This is a genomic window from Haladaptatus halobius, from assembly GCF_020618475.1.
Classification (GTDB): domain Archaea; phylum Halobacteriota; class Halobacteria; order Halobacteriales; family Haladaptataceae; genus Haladaptatus; species Haladaptatus halobius.
Genome location: NZ_CP085335.1, coordinates 259,509 through 271,499 on the forward strand (window position 1 = coordinate 259,509; position 11,991 = coordinate 271,499).

General features: G+C 62.5%; 14 protein-coding genes. 8 read left to right on the forward strand and 6 right to left on the reverse strand.

Annotated elements, in window-relative coordinates:
• Window positions 1-136 precede the first annotated feature (136 nt).
• Window positions 137-1,192, reverse strand: a complete 1,056-nt coding sequence (locus tag LIW51_RS01445; protein ID WP_227375484.1) for a PrsW family intramembrane metalloprotease — start codon at window positions 1,190-1,192, stop codon at window positions 137-139.
• A 131-nt stretch (window positions 1,193-1,323) separates the two neighbouring features.
• Here LIW51_RS01445 and LIW51_RS01450 point away from each other — a divergent pair, with 131 nt between their 5' ends.
• Together LIW51_RS01450 and LIW51_RS01455 are read left to right on the forward strand one after the other, a co-directional pair.
• The gene (locus tag LIW51_RS01450; protein WP_227375485.1) at window positions 1,324-1,491 is read left to right on the forward strand and encodes a hypothetical protein; all 168 of its coding nucleotides are present in this window, start codon (window positions 1,324-1,326) and stop codon (window positions 1,489-1,491) included.
• A gap of 135 nt (window positions 1,492-1,626) precedes the next feature.
• Window positions 1,627-3,039 carry a ribonuclease FAU-1 family protein gene (locus LIW51_RS01455; RefSeq protein WP_227375486.1) on the forward strand — a complete coding sequence of 471 codons (1,413 nt, stop codon included), beginning with the start codon at window positions 1,627-1,629 and terminating at the stop codon, window positions 3,037-3,039.
• A 223-nt stretch (window positions 3,040-3,262) separates the two neighbouring features.
• Here the strand turns inward: LIW51_RS01455 and LIW51_RS01460 are convergent, their stop codons facing one another.
• From LIW51_RS01460 to LIW51_RS01470, 3 genes are all read right to left on the reverse strand, one after another.
• Entirely contained in the window at window positions 3,263-3,649 is a 387-nt protein-coding gene (locus LIW51_RS01460) for a NifU family protein (protein WP_227375487.1), read from the reverse strand.
• Between the two features lie 128 nt (window positions 3,650-3,777).
• Window positions 3,778-4,521 (reverse strand): NAD-dependent glucose-6-phosphate dehydrogenase Azf, encoded by a 744-nt coding sequence (gene azf / locus LIW51_RS01465; protein ID WP_227375488.1) that lies wholly within the window; start codon window positions 4,519-4,521, stop codon window positions 3,778-3,780.
• A gap of 50 nt (window positions 4,522-4,571) precedes the next feature.
• Window positions 4,572-4,790, reverse strand: coding sequence for a DUF8151 family protein (locus tag LIW51_RS01470; protein ID WP_227375489.1), 219 nt, complete (start codon window positions 4,788-4,790; stop codon window positions 4,572-4,574).
• A gap of 85 nt (window positions 4,791-4,875) precedes the next feature.
• Between LIW51_RS01470 and LIW51_RS01475 the strand changes: the two genes are divergently transcribed.
• Entirely contained in the window at window positions 4,876-5,103 is a 228-nt protein-coding gene (locus LIW51_RS01475) for a DUF7860 family protein (protein ID WP_227375490.1), read from the forward strand.
• Between the two features lie 51 nt (window positions 5,104-5,154).
• Here LIW51_RS01475 and LIW51_RS01480 read toward each other — a convergent pair whose 3' ends face one another.
• Window positions 5,155-5,763 (reverse strand): translation initiation factor IF-2 subunit beta, encoded by a 609-nt coding sequence (locus tag LIW51_RS01480; RefSeq protein ID WP_227375491.1) that lies wholly within the window; start codon window positions 5,761-5,763, stop codon window positions 5,155-5,157.
• A gap of 83 nt (window positions 5,764-5,846) precedes the next feature.
• Here LIW51_RS01480 and LIW51_RS01485 point away from each other — a divergent pair, with 83 nt between their 5' ends.
• From LIW51_RS01485 to LIW51_RS01500, 4 genes are all read left to right on the forward strand, one after another.
• A complete protein-coding gene (locus tag LIW51_RS01485) occupies window positions 5,847-6,260 on the forward strand; it encodes a dihydroneopterin aldolase family protein (RefSeq protein ID WP_227375492.1) in 414 nt (137 codons plus the stop codon).
• A gap of 191 nt (window positions 6,261-6,451) precedes the next feature.
• Entirely contained in the window at window positions 6,452-7,198 is a 747-nt protein-coding gene (locus tag LIW51_RS01490; protein WP_227375493.1) for a helix-turn-helix domain-containing protein, read from the forward strand.
• A 58-nt stretch (window positions 7,199-7,256) separates the two neighbouring features.
• Window positions 7,257-9,818 (forward strand): heavy metal translocating P-type ATPase, encoded by a 2,562-nt coding sequence (locus tag LIW51_RS01495; RefSeq protein ID WP_227375494.1) that lies wholly within the window; start codon window positions 7,257-7,259, stop codon window positions 9,816-9,818.
• 439 nt (window positions 9,819-10,257) lie between these two features.
• The gene (locus LIW51_RS01500; RefSeq protein WP_227375495.1) at window positions 10,258-10,728 is read left to right on the forward strand and encodes a DUF5790 family protein; all 471 of its coding nucleotides are present in this window, start codon (window positions 10,258-10,260) and stop codon (window positions 10,726-10,728) included.
• 24 nt (window positions 10,729-10,752) lie between these two features.
• On the opposite strand, the gene LIW51_RS01505 is transcribed toward LIW51_RS01500, so the two are convergent.
• Window positions 10,753-11,490, reverse strand: a complete 738-nt coding sequence (locus LIW51_RS01505) for a creatininase family protein (RefSeq protein ID WP_227375496.1) — start codon at window positions 11,488-11,490, stop codon at window positions 10,753-10,755.
• 100 nt (window positions 11,491-11,590) lie between these two features.
• Here LIW51_RS01505 and LIW51_RS01510 point away from each other — a divergent pair, with 100 nt between their 5' ends.
• A complete protein-coding gene (locus tag LIW51_RS01510; RefSeq protein WP_227375497.1) occupies window positions 11,591-11,905 on the forward strand; it encodes a DUF5789 family protein in 315 nt (104 codons plus the stop codon).
• Window positions 11,906-11,991: the final 86 nt, after the last annotated feature.

The window sequence follows — 11,991 nt, forward strand, 5'->3', positions numbered from 1 at the left end:
CCTCCGTGGCGTTCGTCTCGACGTTCCTCGACACCTCCCCATCCACGCGACGAACGCTACTCGTAGTTTCTACGCTCGCAACGATAATCGTTATCGTATAGCACGGTTCAAGGGGGCGAGCGCGGACGTCAGCGATCTACTCCGAGTCGAACTCGGCCGTCTCGCTCGAGGAGTGTTCTTTCCTCTCGCCTTCGCTGACTTCCTCCTCGTCTCCGCCGAACGACACCGATTTCCGCCGGTTCGACCGGTTGTATAACTCTCGGTACCGTGTGATTTTACGGTAGAGCAGGTAGCCGAAGAAGCCGTCGTAGACGAACACGAACGCGATGTAGGCCACCGCGGGCGTGACGGACGGGAAGAAGTACGAGACCAGTCCGGGCACCAACCCGACCAGCGAGTTGTACGTCGCGTGGATAAACGCTGCGATGAGGAGACCCTTCACGACGATCGGACCGGCGTTCTCGCGGTTGAACTTCGCCAGCCCGAGGTAGTAGCCCGCGAACGAGGAGTAGATGACGTGGCCCGGACCGGCGAACAGCCGGAAGACGGCGGTTTGGCCGGCGCGAAGGAACGGATCGGTTCCCGCGGTAGTGAGATACTCTTGGCTGATGTAGATGGCGTTCTCGATGGTTGCGAACCCCAGTCCAGCCATCGCGCCGTACACCGCACCGTCGATGACCGCGTCGAATCGGTCGCTCCGGAAGGCGTACAGGCGCACCGCCAACCACTTCACCGTCTCTTCGACCGGCCCGACGACGATGTAGAAGAAAAGCACCATCCCGACGACCGGAATCTCCGTGAAGAGCGACTGTGTGTACGAGTTGAACACCGCCGCAAATCCGGCGAACAGCACACCGAGCAGGAATGTGGCGACGAGCGTCGGAAGCGGTTCTGACATCGTCACATCGGCGCGCCAGATGTATATGGCGAAGGCGAACGCAGGGACGATGGAGAGCAGGATGAACGTCCCGACCCACGGATCGGTTATCGCCGCTAATCCACCGAGTGCGAACTGTACGAGGAGAATCGCCAGCGCGAGTAGGATGACGACCACGCGTGCCGTCGCCACGATACCACTGTACAGTTTCGAGGAGAACCAGTCGAGGCGCGTTCGCTGCTCCCACGTCGAGACGCCGTAGAGATCGACCGAGTCGCCCATCCCTCGTGCGACCGGATCGCGTTTATCGTCCATAGTCCGCATTCACGCGGATACGGAGTAAAGCGTTCGGCGATGTCGTCCTAGTATCCCTTATACGCATATATTTTACATATACTCATGTAGGGGTGAATTTAATAACGGTAATCGCTGATTCGTGATACACGATGACACCCACGAGTCACAGCCGAGGAATCCTGTACTCGGCCCCGCCGACGAAAACGACACGAAACGACGCATCGGCCGAAGACGAGAGCGCGGAAGCGTCCGACGAAGAACCGACTCCCGCGACGACCGACGCGAACTGGACCGGTACCGTTCCCGCGGACGACTGACGCGGGCGCCGACAACCGACCTCGTCACGCTAAAAACCCCTCCACACCAAACGGGGGTATGCCACCCACCTTCCTTTCCGCCGCGACGACCGCCGATCACATTTCTCGTGACGACCACCGTTCTCGCGTCCAGCCATGAGCAGGGTTCGCATTCGCGGTATCTACACCACGGCCCTCACCGCATCGCTCGTCGACGAGTTCGACGTGGTGCAGGCCTCGCCGCCCATCCGGCGCCGGTTTGACCGCGAGTTCGAGATCGGGGAGTACGACGCGACGGTCGAGACGACCGACGATAGACAAGGCGTCGGAATCTTCGGCGACCCGGACGCGGTCAGAACGCTCGCCGAGCGACTGGCGGATATCGGCGTCGATACCTTCCACTGGAGCGACGCCGCCGCCCGCGGTGCGCTCTTCGACGGCGTCGTCGGCGAGACGCTCGGAAGCGGTGCGGTCGTGAATCTCGGCGACCGCGACGGCTTTCTCCCGTACGGGAAGATAGACCGTCGAATCGACGAGGGCGACCGCGTGCGAGTACAGGTACACGAACCTGCGCCGCCGTGGGCGCGCGACCGACCGCTGCTCGGAACCGACGTACGGGTGTTCGGCGGCGTCGCCGGCCTCTCGAAAGGCGTCAGTCGCGTCGTCGCCGACGCCCCAGACGACGCCGGTAGGCGCGAACTCGCGCGAACGACCGAGATGCTCCCGACCGACGTGCCCGACGGGTGGGGCGTCCGATGGGAGTACGCCGCGAGCGACGCGGACGTGGGCGAGATGGACGGCGCGCTCTCTCGGGCCGTCGAGCGCGCCGAAACCATCGACAGGGCGCTCGGGAACGATTCGGACGAGAGCGACTCCCCGCGAGCCATCGTCGAACCCGAAGCGACGGCGTGGCTCTGGTTCGGCAGGGAGTCCCGATTCGAACTGGACGACCTCCGCGGAGAGGTCATGACCACCATCCCCGGTCACCACCGAATCAAAGCCGCCGACGAGTCCGCGAGCGCGGCGGTCGATTTCGCGGAAGACCTCTACGACCCCGACGGGGAGTTTCCGACGGGCGCGACCCTCCGGCAGTTCGGGCCGGAGGAGGGCGGCGAGGTGTTCATCGACCACGGCAAACCGGACGGGCGCTGTTTCTCGCTCGGCAAGGGCGAGGTGGCCGAGTGCGACTTCGAGGAGGGGAAGTACACCGTCCGCCGCGAGATGCGCGGGTCGGGCACCTACGACGCCCTCGGCACCGAACGCGAGGCAGGCGACATGGCCGTCACGAAGTTCCGCGAAGGTCGATGGTGGTATCCCACCGCCTACCGGAGCGACGACGGTGAGTCGAAGGGCACCTACGTCAACGTCTGCACGCCGGTCGAGTTGTTTCCGCGATCGGTGCGCTACGTCGATTTGCACGTCGACGTGGTTAAGCGCCCGGACGGAGGCGTCGAGCGAGTGGACGACGACGAACTGGACGCGGCGGTGGAGGCGGGCCACGTTTCGGAGGAACTGGCCGAAAAGGCTCGGAGCGTGGCGGCGAGCGTGGAGAAAGTGTTAGACAAATAACTGAGGCAAAGAGGCCACGGCGGTCGGCCAATGACACAACCGCCGGAGGGCTAGCAGTTCCACCGCGAGTGAGGAACGGAGTGACGAACGAGCGGGCCAACGACTGAGCGGAACGGAGTGAAGCAAAGGAGGAGTGCTTTTGGTCGAGCTTTTACAGGGAGACGGTCAGCGCCTGCGTCGCTGCGACGCAGGCGCTGACCCTCGACCCTCGTAAACGGTCGTTTTAGAAGTGGTCGTTCTCGGACGAAGTGCCCATCTTTCCGCCCCGCCCGCCCTCGCTACGGTCGATTCCCATCACGCTCTCAGGCTGGTCGACCTTCCAGTCGCCGGTTCCGTCGTCGGGGACGCGAACCGTCACGTCGTCTATCTCGTCGAACTTCTTCAGGAGGTCGGCTTCGATGTTCTGGGACGTGACGGAACTGATGGCGCAGCCGCTACAGGTGCCGCCGAGTTCGATGACGACTTCGCCGTCCTCGGGGTCCGCCTTGCGAACCGCGCTCGTCCCGCCGTGCATCTGGATGATGGGCATCTGGGCGGAGAGCCAGCGCTCGACCCGCGATTTGAGGTCGTTCTCCTGTCCGTCGGTTTCCGGTTCGCTGGTCTCTGTCATTGGGTGGACGTAGGTGCTGGAAGTATGGGAATGTTGGGATTCGTCCGCGAGATGGTGGGAAATTGCTGGTCGATTCGATTCGATTCCACGAGAGGGTCGGAACTCTCCCAACGACGATTTCGAACCGCTCAGTCGTGGTGGGCGGAGTTGTCCTGCGGGTCGTACCCCAGCACCTCGCGCGCCCGGTCGATGGAGTAGTATTTCCGGTCGTTGTCGGAGATGCCGTAGACGATTTCGTACCCGTACTCGGCCGCCAGACAGCGGTCGAACAGGTGGGCGCAGTCGCGGTAGGAGAGCCACATCGCCTGTCCGCGTTCGTACTCCTTAGGGGGGTGACCCTCGGTGAGATTCCCGATCCTAACGCAGGCGACGCTGATGTCGAACTCGTCGTGGTAGTAGCGCCCGAGTATTTCACCGGTCGCCTTGCTCACGCCGTAGAGGTTGCTGGGGCGGGGGAGTTCGGTGCCGTCGAGCCGAAACGCGTCGTGTTCGCGGTAGAGGTCAGGCGTTCGCTTTTCGGTCTCATAGCCCCCGACCGCGTGGTTCGAAGAGGCGAAGACGAACTTCTCGACGCCCACGTCGGCGGCAACTTGCAGGATGGTGTGCGTCCCGTCGATGTTGTTGCCGAGGACGCTGTTCCACGGCGCTTCCGGTCGCGGGTCGCCGGCGAGGTGGACGATGGCCCCCGCACCCTCCGCCGCCTCGCGGACTGCGTCGTAATCGGTGATGTCCGCGACGAAAAACTCGTGAGATGGTTCTTCCGTCGGCGGTTCACGGTCGAGCAGTCGCCAGTCGTACTTCGAACCGAGATCGCCCAGAATCGCCGACCCGACGCGGCCCTCGGAACCCGTGAGCAGAACGGGATCGTCCATTCAGTCGGCTAGAAGCACAAGGGCGATAAGAACCATGCGATTTTGAGACGTTACGCTAGCGCGCGCCGGATGACTTTCTCGCGGGCGAGCGTGACGCCGGCGACGAGCGCGACGGTTCCCATGTAGATGAGCCATATCGCCAGCACGTTGTCGCCGGACGCCGCGCTTTGGACTCCGTCGTACTCCGCGAGCAAGCCAAGTGCGGTCAGCAGTCCCGACCCGAGGAGGTAGAGCAGAAACGCGCCAACTTCGAGAAGCGGTTCGTACATGCCCACCTATCCGGACGTGGCACGCAAGAACTTTTCGCTGGGCGCCAGCGAAACGCTTTTCCTCGATAGCCGTAGAACTGCTCCTATGGGACGATACGGCGACCTCGACTATCCGAAACTCACGAAAACGGGCTTTCTCCTCGGCGTCTCGCTGTTCGCACTCGGCGCGCTCGGCGAGTTCGTCGGCGCGACGCTGTACGGTTCACTCCCGGGCTGGGAGAACGTTCTCTTCACCGACCTCGAAATCCTCGGTATCCTGCTCGGACTGCTCTCCCCGTTCGTGTTCGGCATCGTCCTCCCGCTGACAGAGTAATAGCGCGAAGCGGGAGTAACGACGCGATCCGAGAAAATAAGTCGAGAAGATCTACGCGAGGCGGGAGAACGCGAGGTTTCCGCGCACGCTCTCGACGAAGATGGTGACGACCTGTCCTTCCTGCGCGCCGGGGACGAAGATGGTGTACTTACCGCGCTCTGCGACTCCATCACCTTTGCGCCCGGTGCCGGTGATCTTGACCTCGTAGGTGCGTCCCTCCTCCACCGCGTTCTGCTGGTGCGTTCGGCTCGTCGAACTCCGTTTCGTTACCGGTCGGAACGCGCCGCAGGCGTCGCAGCGAAGCATGAGGTTGCGGTTTTCTCGTACGAGGCGGGTGTCCGGCAGGCCGCACTCGGAGCAGATGACGAACTCCTCGACGTACTCGTCCAGCGCCGTCTCGAAGTCGGACGGCGAGAACGACCCGCTGTAGCGCGCCTGACCGGCCTCGTACTTCCCGCTCGTTCCCAGTTCGCGCTGGAGCGCGCTGTGAACGTGCTCGCCGTCCCGCGAGAGGGCGTCCGCGATGTCGTCCAGATTCGTCAGTCGCGTGAACGAACCGTCCTTCTGTACCGCCGGGTCGGGGAAGCTGAATCGCTCATCGCTGGTTTCGAGGTCGGGAACCGCGTCCATGCCTCTGTCGAGGGCTGAATTGTAATCCATACGGACACGAGGTGACGGAAACGTAAAGGTGCTCCGTGTCGCGTGTCATCACGAATTTAACCCCCGCACGCCTCACGGCAGGCATGGAACCCACCGCACGAGACGCCGCCTGCTTCGAGGCGGGCATCAAGTTCGGCGCGCTTTACCACCAGTTCGCGGGCACGCCCGTCAGCCTCGAGAGCGCGCCGAGCCTCGAACGCGCCATCGAGGAGAGCATCGAAAACCAGCCCTTCTGCGAGTCGGTCACGGTGGATATCCTGACCGACGATCTGGCCGCAGCCATCGACCACGTTCCCGCGAGTGAACATGAGGGGGAGCAAGGAAATGGTAGTCTCGCCGAAGGCGAAGAAGCGATTTCCCCCGGCTATACGGAACTCACTGGTCGGTTCATGGAAGTCGAGATAGTCGTCGAACACGAGGGAACCGAAGTCGTCACCCGAATGGAGATGGAAGGCGGGTATCCGTTGATGAAGATCGAGTCGGTGCGCGAGGAATGACGCAAAGAGCGGATCGAACGAGCGACGACCGGGACAATGGGCGCCAGACTTCCCGTGTTCGTTGAAGTACCTAATCAGTCATGGGTTTTGGCGAACATACTGCATAGAGGGCGCGTATCGGTCAGCGGTGGACGATGAAAGCGCGAGCTCTCGTCAACGCGTTCATACCCCTCTCCACCCTATACGACCGTATGCGTGAACTCGTCTTCGCCCTCGAATATGTTCCGGGAACCAACGCCGTTGCCGACATCCTCACCGCTAATCCGGAGACGAAGATTCGTTCCCTCTCCTGCCACGTCACCCCCGACAATCTCTGGCGCGTCGATTACGTAACCGGTGGTCAAAACGCACTCGACGAACTCATCGAAACCGTCGCCAACGCCGAGTACTATACCGACTGTCTGGCCCGCCGCGACTGCGAAGCCGACTGGGAAACTCAGATCCTCGACCACATCGACGACGCACTCGTCCTCTACTCGTACTGGACACGTACCCCTTCCTGTACCTCGATCCCCCACCTCGCACTCGACCACTTCGGTGACGGCCTTATTTTCCAAACGACATGGGTCGGCCACCGGTACGAGTGGCGCATCATTGCCCCTGACAACACCGCCTACCACGCCTTCCGCAGCGCCATCGAGAACGAAATCGACGACACCACTGGTGTCACCTTCGTCAGAGTCGGCGACGCGGACGACGCCACCACGGACGATGGCGAACCTTCGCTGACGCCCGAACAGGATGCTGCCGTGCGAGCCGCCGTCGAACACGGCTACTACCAGACACCCCGCAAGATCGAAACCTACGAACTCGCCGAAGAACTCGGTGTTCCCGGTTCGACGCTCTCCTACCGGCTCCGCCGTGCCGAAGCGCAACTGGCTGAAGCCTACGTTACTGACCACTTTCCGTCCACCCACCTCTCTTCACCCGACGCCTAACTGGAGTTGGTATACACCAAACTAATGGGTTTGTCGTCTCGGGCCGTCTATACGCACAATGACTACGAACGCAACCGGTTCGGATGACTTGACATCCCGAACCGTGAAACTCGATGTACCGGGGATGGATTGTCCCTCCTGCGCGGAGAAGATCGTCAACAGTGTCTCCGAACTTGATGGCGTTGTTACTGTCGAACCGCAGGTGATGACCGGCACCGTCCACATCGAGTACCTCCCCGAGAAGGTCGCGGTGAATGCCCTTATCGAACGCGTGCAAGCCGCTGGCTACGACATCGAGTCACGCGACGATCTTGAAACCGAACGGTTCGACGTGCCCACAATGGACTGTGCGTCCTGTGCAGGCAAAATCGAGAACGCACTTGATACTGTCGCGGAGATTCGGGAACGCGAGACACTTCCGACGACCGGCACTGTCATCGTCACCTACGACCCGGAGCAAACCTCTCGCGCCGACCTCGTCGCCGCCATCGAGAGTGCGGGCTACACCGTCGAAGAGACTGGGCCAGAAAGAGAGGAAGAAGACCCCGTCGAGGAGAACCGGGCGCGAGACGTGTGGCTGAGTCCTCGCGCTCTCAAGACTTGGATCGGCGGAGGGCTGTTGCTCGTCGGCCTCGTGCTGGAGTTCCTGCTGTCGGGACTTGACGTGACGCTCGTGGGGCTCCTCGGGCGCGAGTTCGGCACCGCCGAACTGTTCTACTTCGCCGGCGCGGTGATTGGCGGCGAGGAAATCCTCCGGAACGGATACTACTCTGCCCGCATGCGCTCGCTGGACATCGACCTTCTGATGAGCCTCGGTATCCTCGGCGCGATCACCGCGAGCCTCGTCTTCGGCGAGGCCCTCTACCTCGAAGCCGGGATGCTCGCCGTGCTGTTCAGCATCGCCGAGTTGATGGAAGAATACGCGATGGATCGTGCCCGCTCCTCGCTCCGCGAACTGATGGATTTCTCGCCGACGACTGCGACCATCCGCAGGGACGGCGAGGAAACGACCCTCCCGGTGGAGGAACTGCGCGTTGGCGATCACGTCATCATGCGTCCTGGAGACCGCATCCCCGCCGACGGCACAGTCGTCGAGGGTGAGAGTGCGGTCAATCAGGCTCCGATCACTGGTGAGAGCGTGCCCGTAGACAAGACGGACGGCGACGAGGTTTACGCCGGGACGATTAACGAGGAAGGGTATCTCGAAGTGGAGGTCACGGCGGAGGCCGATGACAGCACGCTTGCCCGCATTATCGAACTCGTCGAGGACGCCCAACGGGACAAGACCGAACACGAGCAGTTCGTTGACCGGTTCGCCGGCCAGTACACCCCGGTGGTGGTCACGCTGGCCGTCCTCATCGCCGCCGTGCCGCCGCTACTTATTGACGGGAGCGTGTCGCTCGGCCTCGCTGGTCAATCATTCGTGTTCGTCGGCAACTGGGCGACGTGGTTCAAACGCGGACTGGCACTTCTCGTGCTCGCCTGTCCGTGTGCGCTGGTCATCAGCACGCCCGTCAGTGTCGTCTCCGGAATCACGAGCGCCGCGAAGAATGGCGTGCTGATCAAGGGTGGCACGCACCTCGAATCTGTCGGGACAGTCCGGGCGGTCGCGTTCGACAAGACGGGGACACTCACGCACGGCCAACTCACCGTCACCGATGTCGTCCCCGCCAGTGGTGAGTCCCGGGAGTCGGTGCTGTCCGCGGCGGCGAGTCTGGAGGCGCGCAGCGAACACTCAATCGCGGAAGCAATCGTCAAGGCCGCCGACGAAGCGGGTGTCGAGACCGGCGATGTCTCGGTGTTCGAGAGCCTGACCGGGAAGGGTGTCCAGGCTAAACTAGACGGCGAAATGTACTTCGCCGGGAAGCCCGCACTGTTCGAGGAGTTGGGTCTCTCTCTCGACACCGTCCGTCCCGTGTCTGACGGTGGCGTCGCGGTCGAAGATTCCAGCAGTCACGATACCGCCGACGCTGGCAGTGATACGATTGAAGACCTGCAGGCCGACGGGAAGACTGTCATCCTTGTCGGAACCGAGAAGCGGATCGTGGGAGTTGTCGCAGTGGCGGACGAGGTACGCCCGGAGGCGAAGCGAGCGGTCGAGCGGCTCCATGACCTCGGTGTCGAGCGCGTCGTGATGCTGACCGGTGATAACGAGGTGACTGCGAGAGCAGTCGGTGAAACGGCGGGAGTCGATGACGTGCGTGCTGAGTTGTTGCCCGAGGAGAAAGCCGAGACGGTGGCCGCACTCGATGCGGAGTTCGGCGGGGTGATGATGGTTGGTGATGGGGTTAATGATGCGCCGGCGCTTGCGACGGCGACGGTCGGGGTAGCGATGGGTGCGGCGGGGACTGATACGGCGGTTGAGTCGGCAGACGTCGCGCTGATGGGCGACGAGCTGTCGAAACTTCCGTATCTCTGCGCGCTGTCGGGGAAGGCGAACGGTGTCATTCGGGAGAACATCTGGGCGAGTATCGGTGTGAAGGCGCTGTTGGCGGTAGGCGTCCCCTTTGGATTGGTGAACGTCGCGGTCGCCGTCGTCGTTGGTGACATGGGGATGAGTCTCGGTGTGACGACGAACGCACTTCGACTGGCGAGAATTAAACCCGACCGTTTCGAGTAACGATATCGTTCAAAATTCTGCTCTCACCGTAGTGAGGCTGAGTCCGACCGTGTTTCTGAAATTGTGAGAGCCCTTTGCTGAATACATCCTCTGTCTTCAGCACACAATTTCTGCCATGTAATGAAAATTTCAACAAGATAAATTTCCTGGCAAGAACCAGAAACCCTCCGCGAGCGACGAGTGAAACGAGGAGCAAGAGGCAATTGAACTTTTCACCGAGACCCAGCAGTTCCACCGCGAACGAGGAGCGAAGCGACAAGTGAGCGGACCCGGCGCGGACTGAAAGGAGCACCAAGGTTTTGGTCCAGGTTTTGCAAAGGAGGAAGGCCAAAAGCAGCGCCACATGGCGCTGCTTTTGGCTCCCGACCGCAGCAAAAGGTGGGTTTTCACTTTCAGTTTCGGGTCACCGTTTAAATGCGTTCCCGCCGAATAATCTTACATGAGCCAATCGACATTCGACGACGAACTGTTCGGTGAGGCGGCGAACGAAATGCGCGAGGATGTCGAAGAACACCTCGCCGCCGCCCGCGCGGAACTCCCGCCGGTCGACGCCGTCTGGGAGACCGACGCCGACAACACGCTGGGGGCGCTCAACGCGCTTCGCTCCGCGCTCGACGTCGGCGACGCCGCAGACCACCTCCACGACGCGAAAAAGTGGTACGCGATGGGCGAGCGCGCCGACGCCTTCGAGGATGCGGACGATCTCGAAGCGGAGATCGAGACGCTCGATTCGGCCATCGACGACATCAAGAACGCCCGCGAGCAGGTCGGCGAACTGGCGAGCACTATCCCCAGCTTGAAAGGCGCGCTCGAAGACCTGCACGCCGCGGATGAGGAAGACGGGACGGAGGACGAGGCCGAAGCGGACGCCGCGGACGACGATGGAGCGGAAGAGGTCGAAGCGGAGTAGCCGAGTACCAGACGAAGAAGGTGTTTAACGGTGTTCGGGACGCTCCACGTCCCGCGTAGCCACTGCTTCGAGCAGTTTCACCAGCGACCGCGTCGCCAGTTCCAGCAGTTCTTCGCCGCGCTCCTCGTCTCCCGCTTCCGGGTCGCCGACCACGCCGTTCTCCGTGAACTCTGCGCTGTCGAACGCGAGGTTGGTGTACGACACCCACTCGCCCCAGCCGTCGCTCGCGCCCTCGCGGGCCTCGTCGATTCGGTCTTCGCGGACGAGTTCTGGGTGGGCGTGTCGCAGGAGTGCGGTCTCAAGCGTCCCGGCGTGACCCATGTCGCTCCGGTGGTCGCCGACCGCCTCGAACCACGTGAACGAGACCGCGTAGGAAGCGTCGTGACGCGTGATCTTTCCGGCGACTTCCCGAAGCGCGGCGACGTTACCGCCGTGACCGTTGACGAGCACGACCCGGTTCCAGCCGTGGTGCGCGAGGCTGGCGACCGTTTCGCGGACGTACTGCCGGAAGGTCTCCTCCGAGACCCACAGCGTCCCCGCGAACTGTCGGTGCTCTTCGCTCACGCCGACCGAAACGGGGGGCGCAACGACCACGTCGCCGTCGTACGCCTCGGCGGCCGCGTCCGCGACCGCCTCGGCGTTCAGTCGGTCGGTGCCGAGAGGGGCATGCGGGCCGTGTTGCTCGGTGCTTCCGACAGGGAGGAGCGCGAGGCTCGTCTCCACCGCGTCCGCCTCGGTCCACGTCGCGTCAGAGAGGTGCATACCTGCCACGTGCGCGGGCACTACCTTGTACCCGACGAACCGAATCCGCTCCGGCGAACTAGCCAGAAGGTCTTACTCGGTCACGGCCATTCCTTCAGACATGGCCGACGAAGACCGCGAAATGGGCGTCGAACTCGGCGAACTGGGCGAGAAACTCGACAACCACGACTACCCCGCAACCGCGGACGAACTGGTCGAAGCGTACGGTGACTACGAGATAGAGTACGAGAACGGTTCCGAGACGTTCGAAGAGATTCTCGGGCCGATGAATGACACCTTCGAAGGCCCGGACGGCGTCCGTCAATCCATCATGACCATGGTTGATAGCGGCGCGGTAGGTCGTCAGCGGTACTCCGACCGCGGCGCGGGGGCGGAACAGAGCGAGGGTCAAGACCCCGACCAAGAGTCGTTCTGAAGCGGGAAACGGGCCGTTTCTTTCGGTATCGTCGGCTTACGTCGGCGGTACGTCGCCGTTAACTCTGTTCGTTCGGTCGAACGCAG

What these genes read in the sequence shown, in the direction of transcription:
- LIW51_RS01500 (WP_227375495.1), top strand. Translation starts at nt 10,258, where the DNA reads ATGAGCCAATCGACATTCGACGACGAACTGTTCGGTGAGGCGGCGAAC.
- LIW51_RS01485 (WP_227375492.1), top strand. Translation starts at nt 5,847, where the DNA reads ATGGAACCCACCGCACGAGACGCCGCCTGCTTCGAGGCGGGCATCAAG.
- LIW51_RS01510 (WP_227375497.1), top strand. Translation starts at nt 11,591, where the DNA reads ATGGCCGACGAAGACCGCGAAATGGGCGTCGAACTCGGCGAACTGGGC.
- LIW51_RS01450 (WP_227375485.1), top strand. Translation starts at nt 1,324, where the DNA reads ATGACACCCACGAGTCACAGCCGAGGAATCCTGTACTCGGCCCCGCCG.
- LIW51_RS01460 (WP_227375487.1), bottom strand. Translation starts at nt 3,649, where the DNA reads ATGACAGAGACCAGCGAACCGGAAACCGACGGACAGGAGAACGACCTC.
- LIW51_RS01455 (WP_227375486.1), top strand. Translation starts at nt 1,627, where the DNA reads ATGAGCAGGGTTCGCATTCGCGGTATCTACACCACGGCCCTCACCGCA.
- LIW51_RS01490 (WP_227375493.1), top strand. Translation starts at nt 6,452, where the DNA reads ATGCGTGAACTCGTCTTCGCCCTCGAATATGTTCCGGGAACCAACGCC.
- LIW51_RS01480 (WP_227375491.1), bottom strand. Translation starts at nt 5,763, where the DNA reads ATGGATTACAATTCAGCCCTCGACAGAGGCATGGACGCGGTTCCCGAC.
- azf (WP_227375488.1), bottom strand. Translation starts at nt 4,521, where the DNA reads ATGGACGATCCCGTTCTGCTCACGGGTTCCGAGGGCCGCGTCGGGTCG.
- LIW51_RS01475 (WP_227375490.1), top strand. Translation starts at nt 4,876, where the DNA reads ATGGGACGATACGGCGACCTCGACTATCCGAAACTCACGAAAACGGGC.
- LIW51_RS01470 (WP_227375489.1), bottom strand. Translation starts at nt 4,790, where the DNA reads ATGTACGAACCGCTTCTCGAAGTTGGCGCGTTTCTGCTCTACCTCCTC.
- LIW51_RS01505 (WP_227375496.1), bottom strand. Translation starts at nt 11,490, where the DNA reads ATGCACCTCTCTGACGCGACGTGGACCGAGGCGGACGCGGTGGAGACG.
- LIW51_RS01495 (WP_227375494.1), top strand. Translation starts at nt 7,257, where the DNA reads ATGACTACGAACGCAACCGGTTCGGATGACTTGACATCCCGAACCGTG.
- LIW51_RS01445 (WP_227375484.1), bottom strand. Translation starts at nt 1,192, where the DNA reads ATGGACGATAAACGCGATCCGGTCGCACGAGGGATGGGCGACTCGGTC.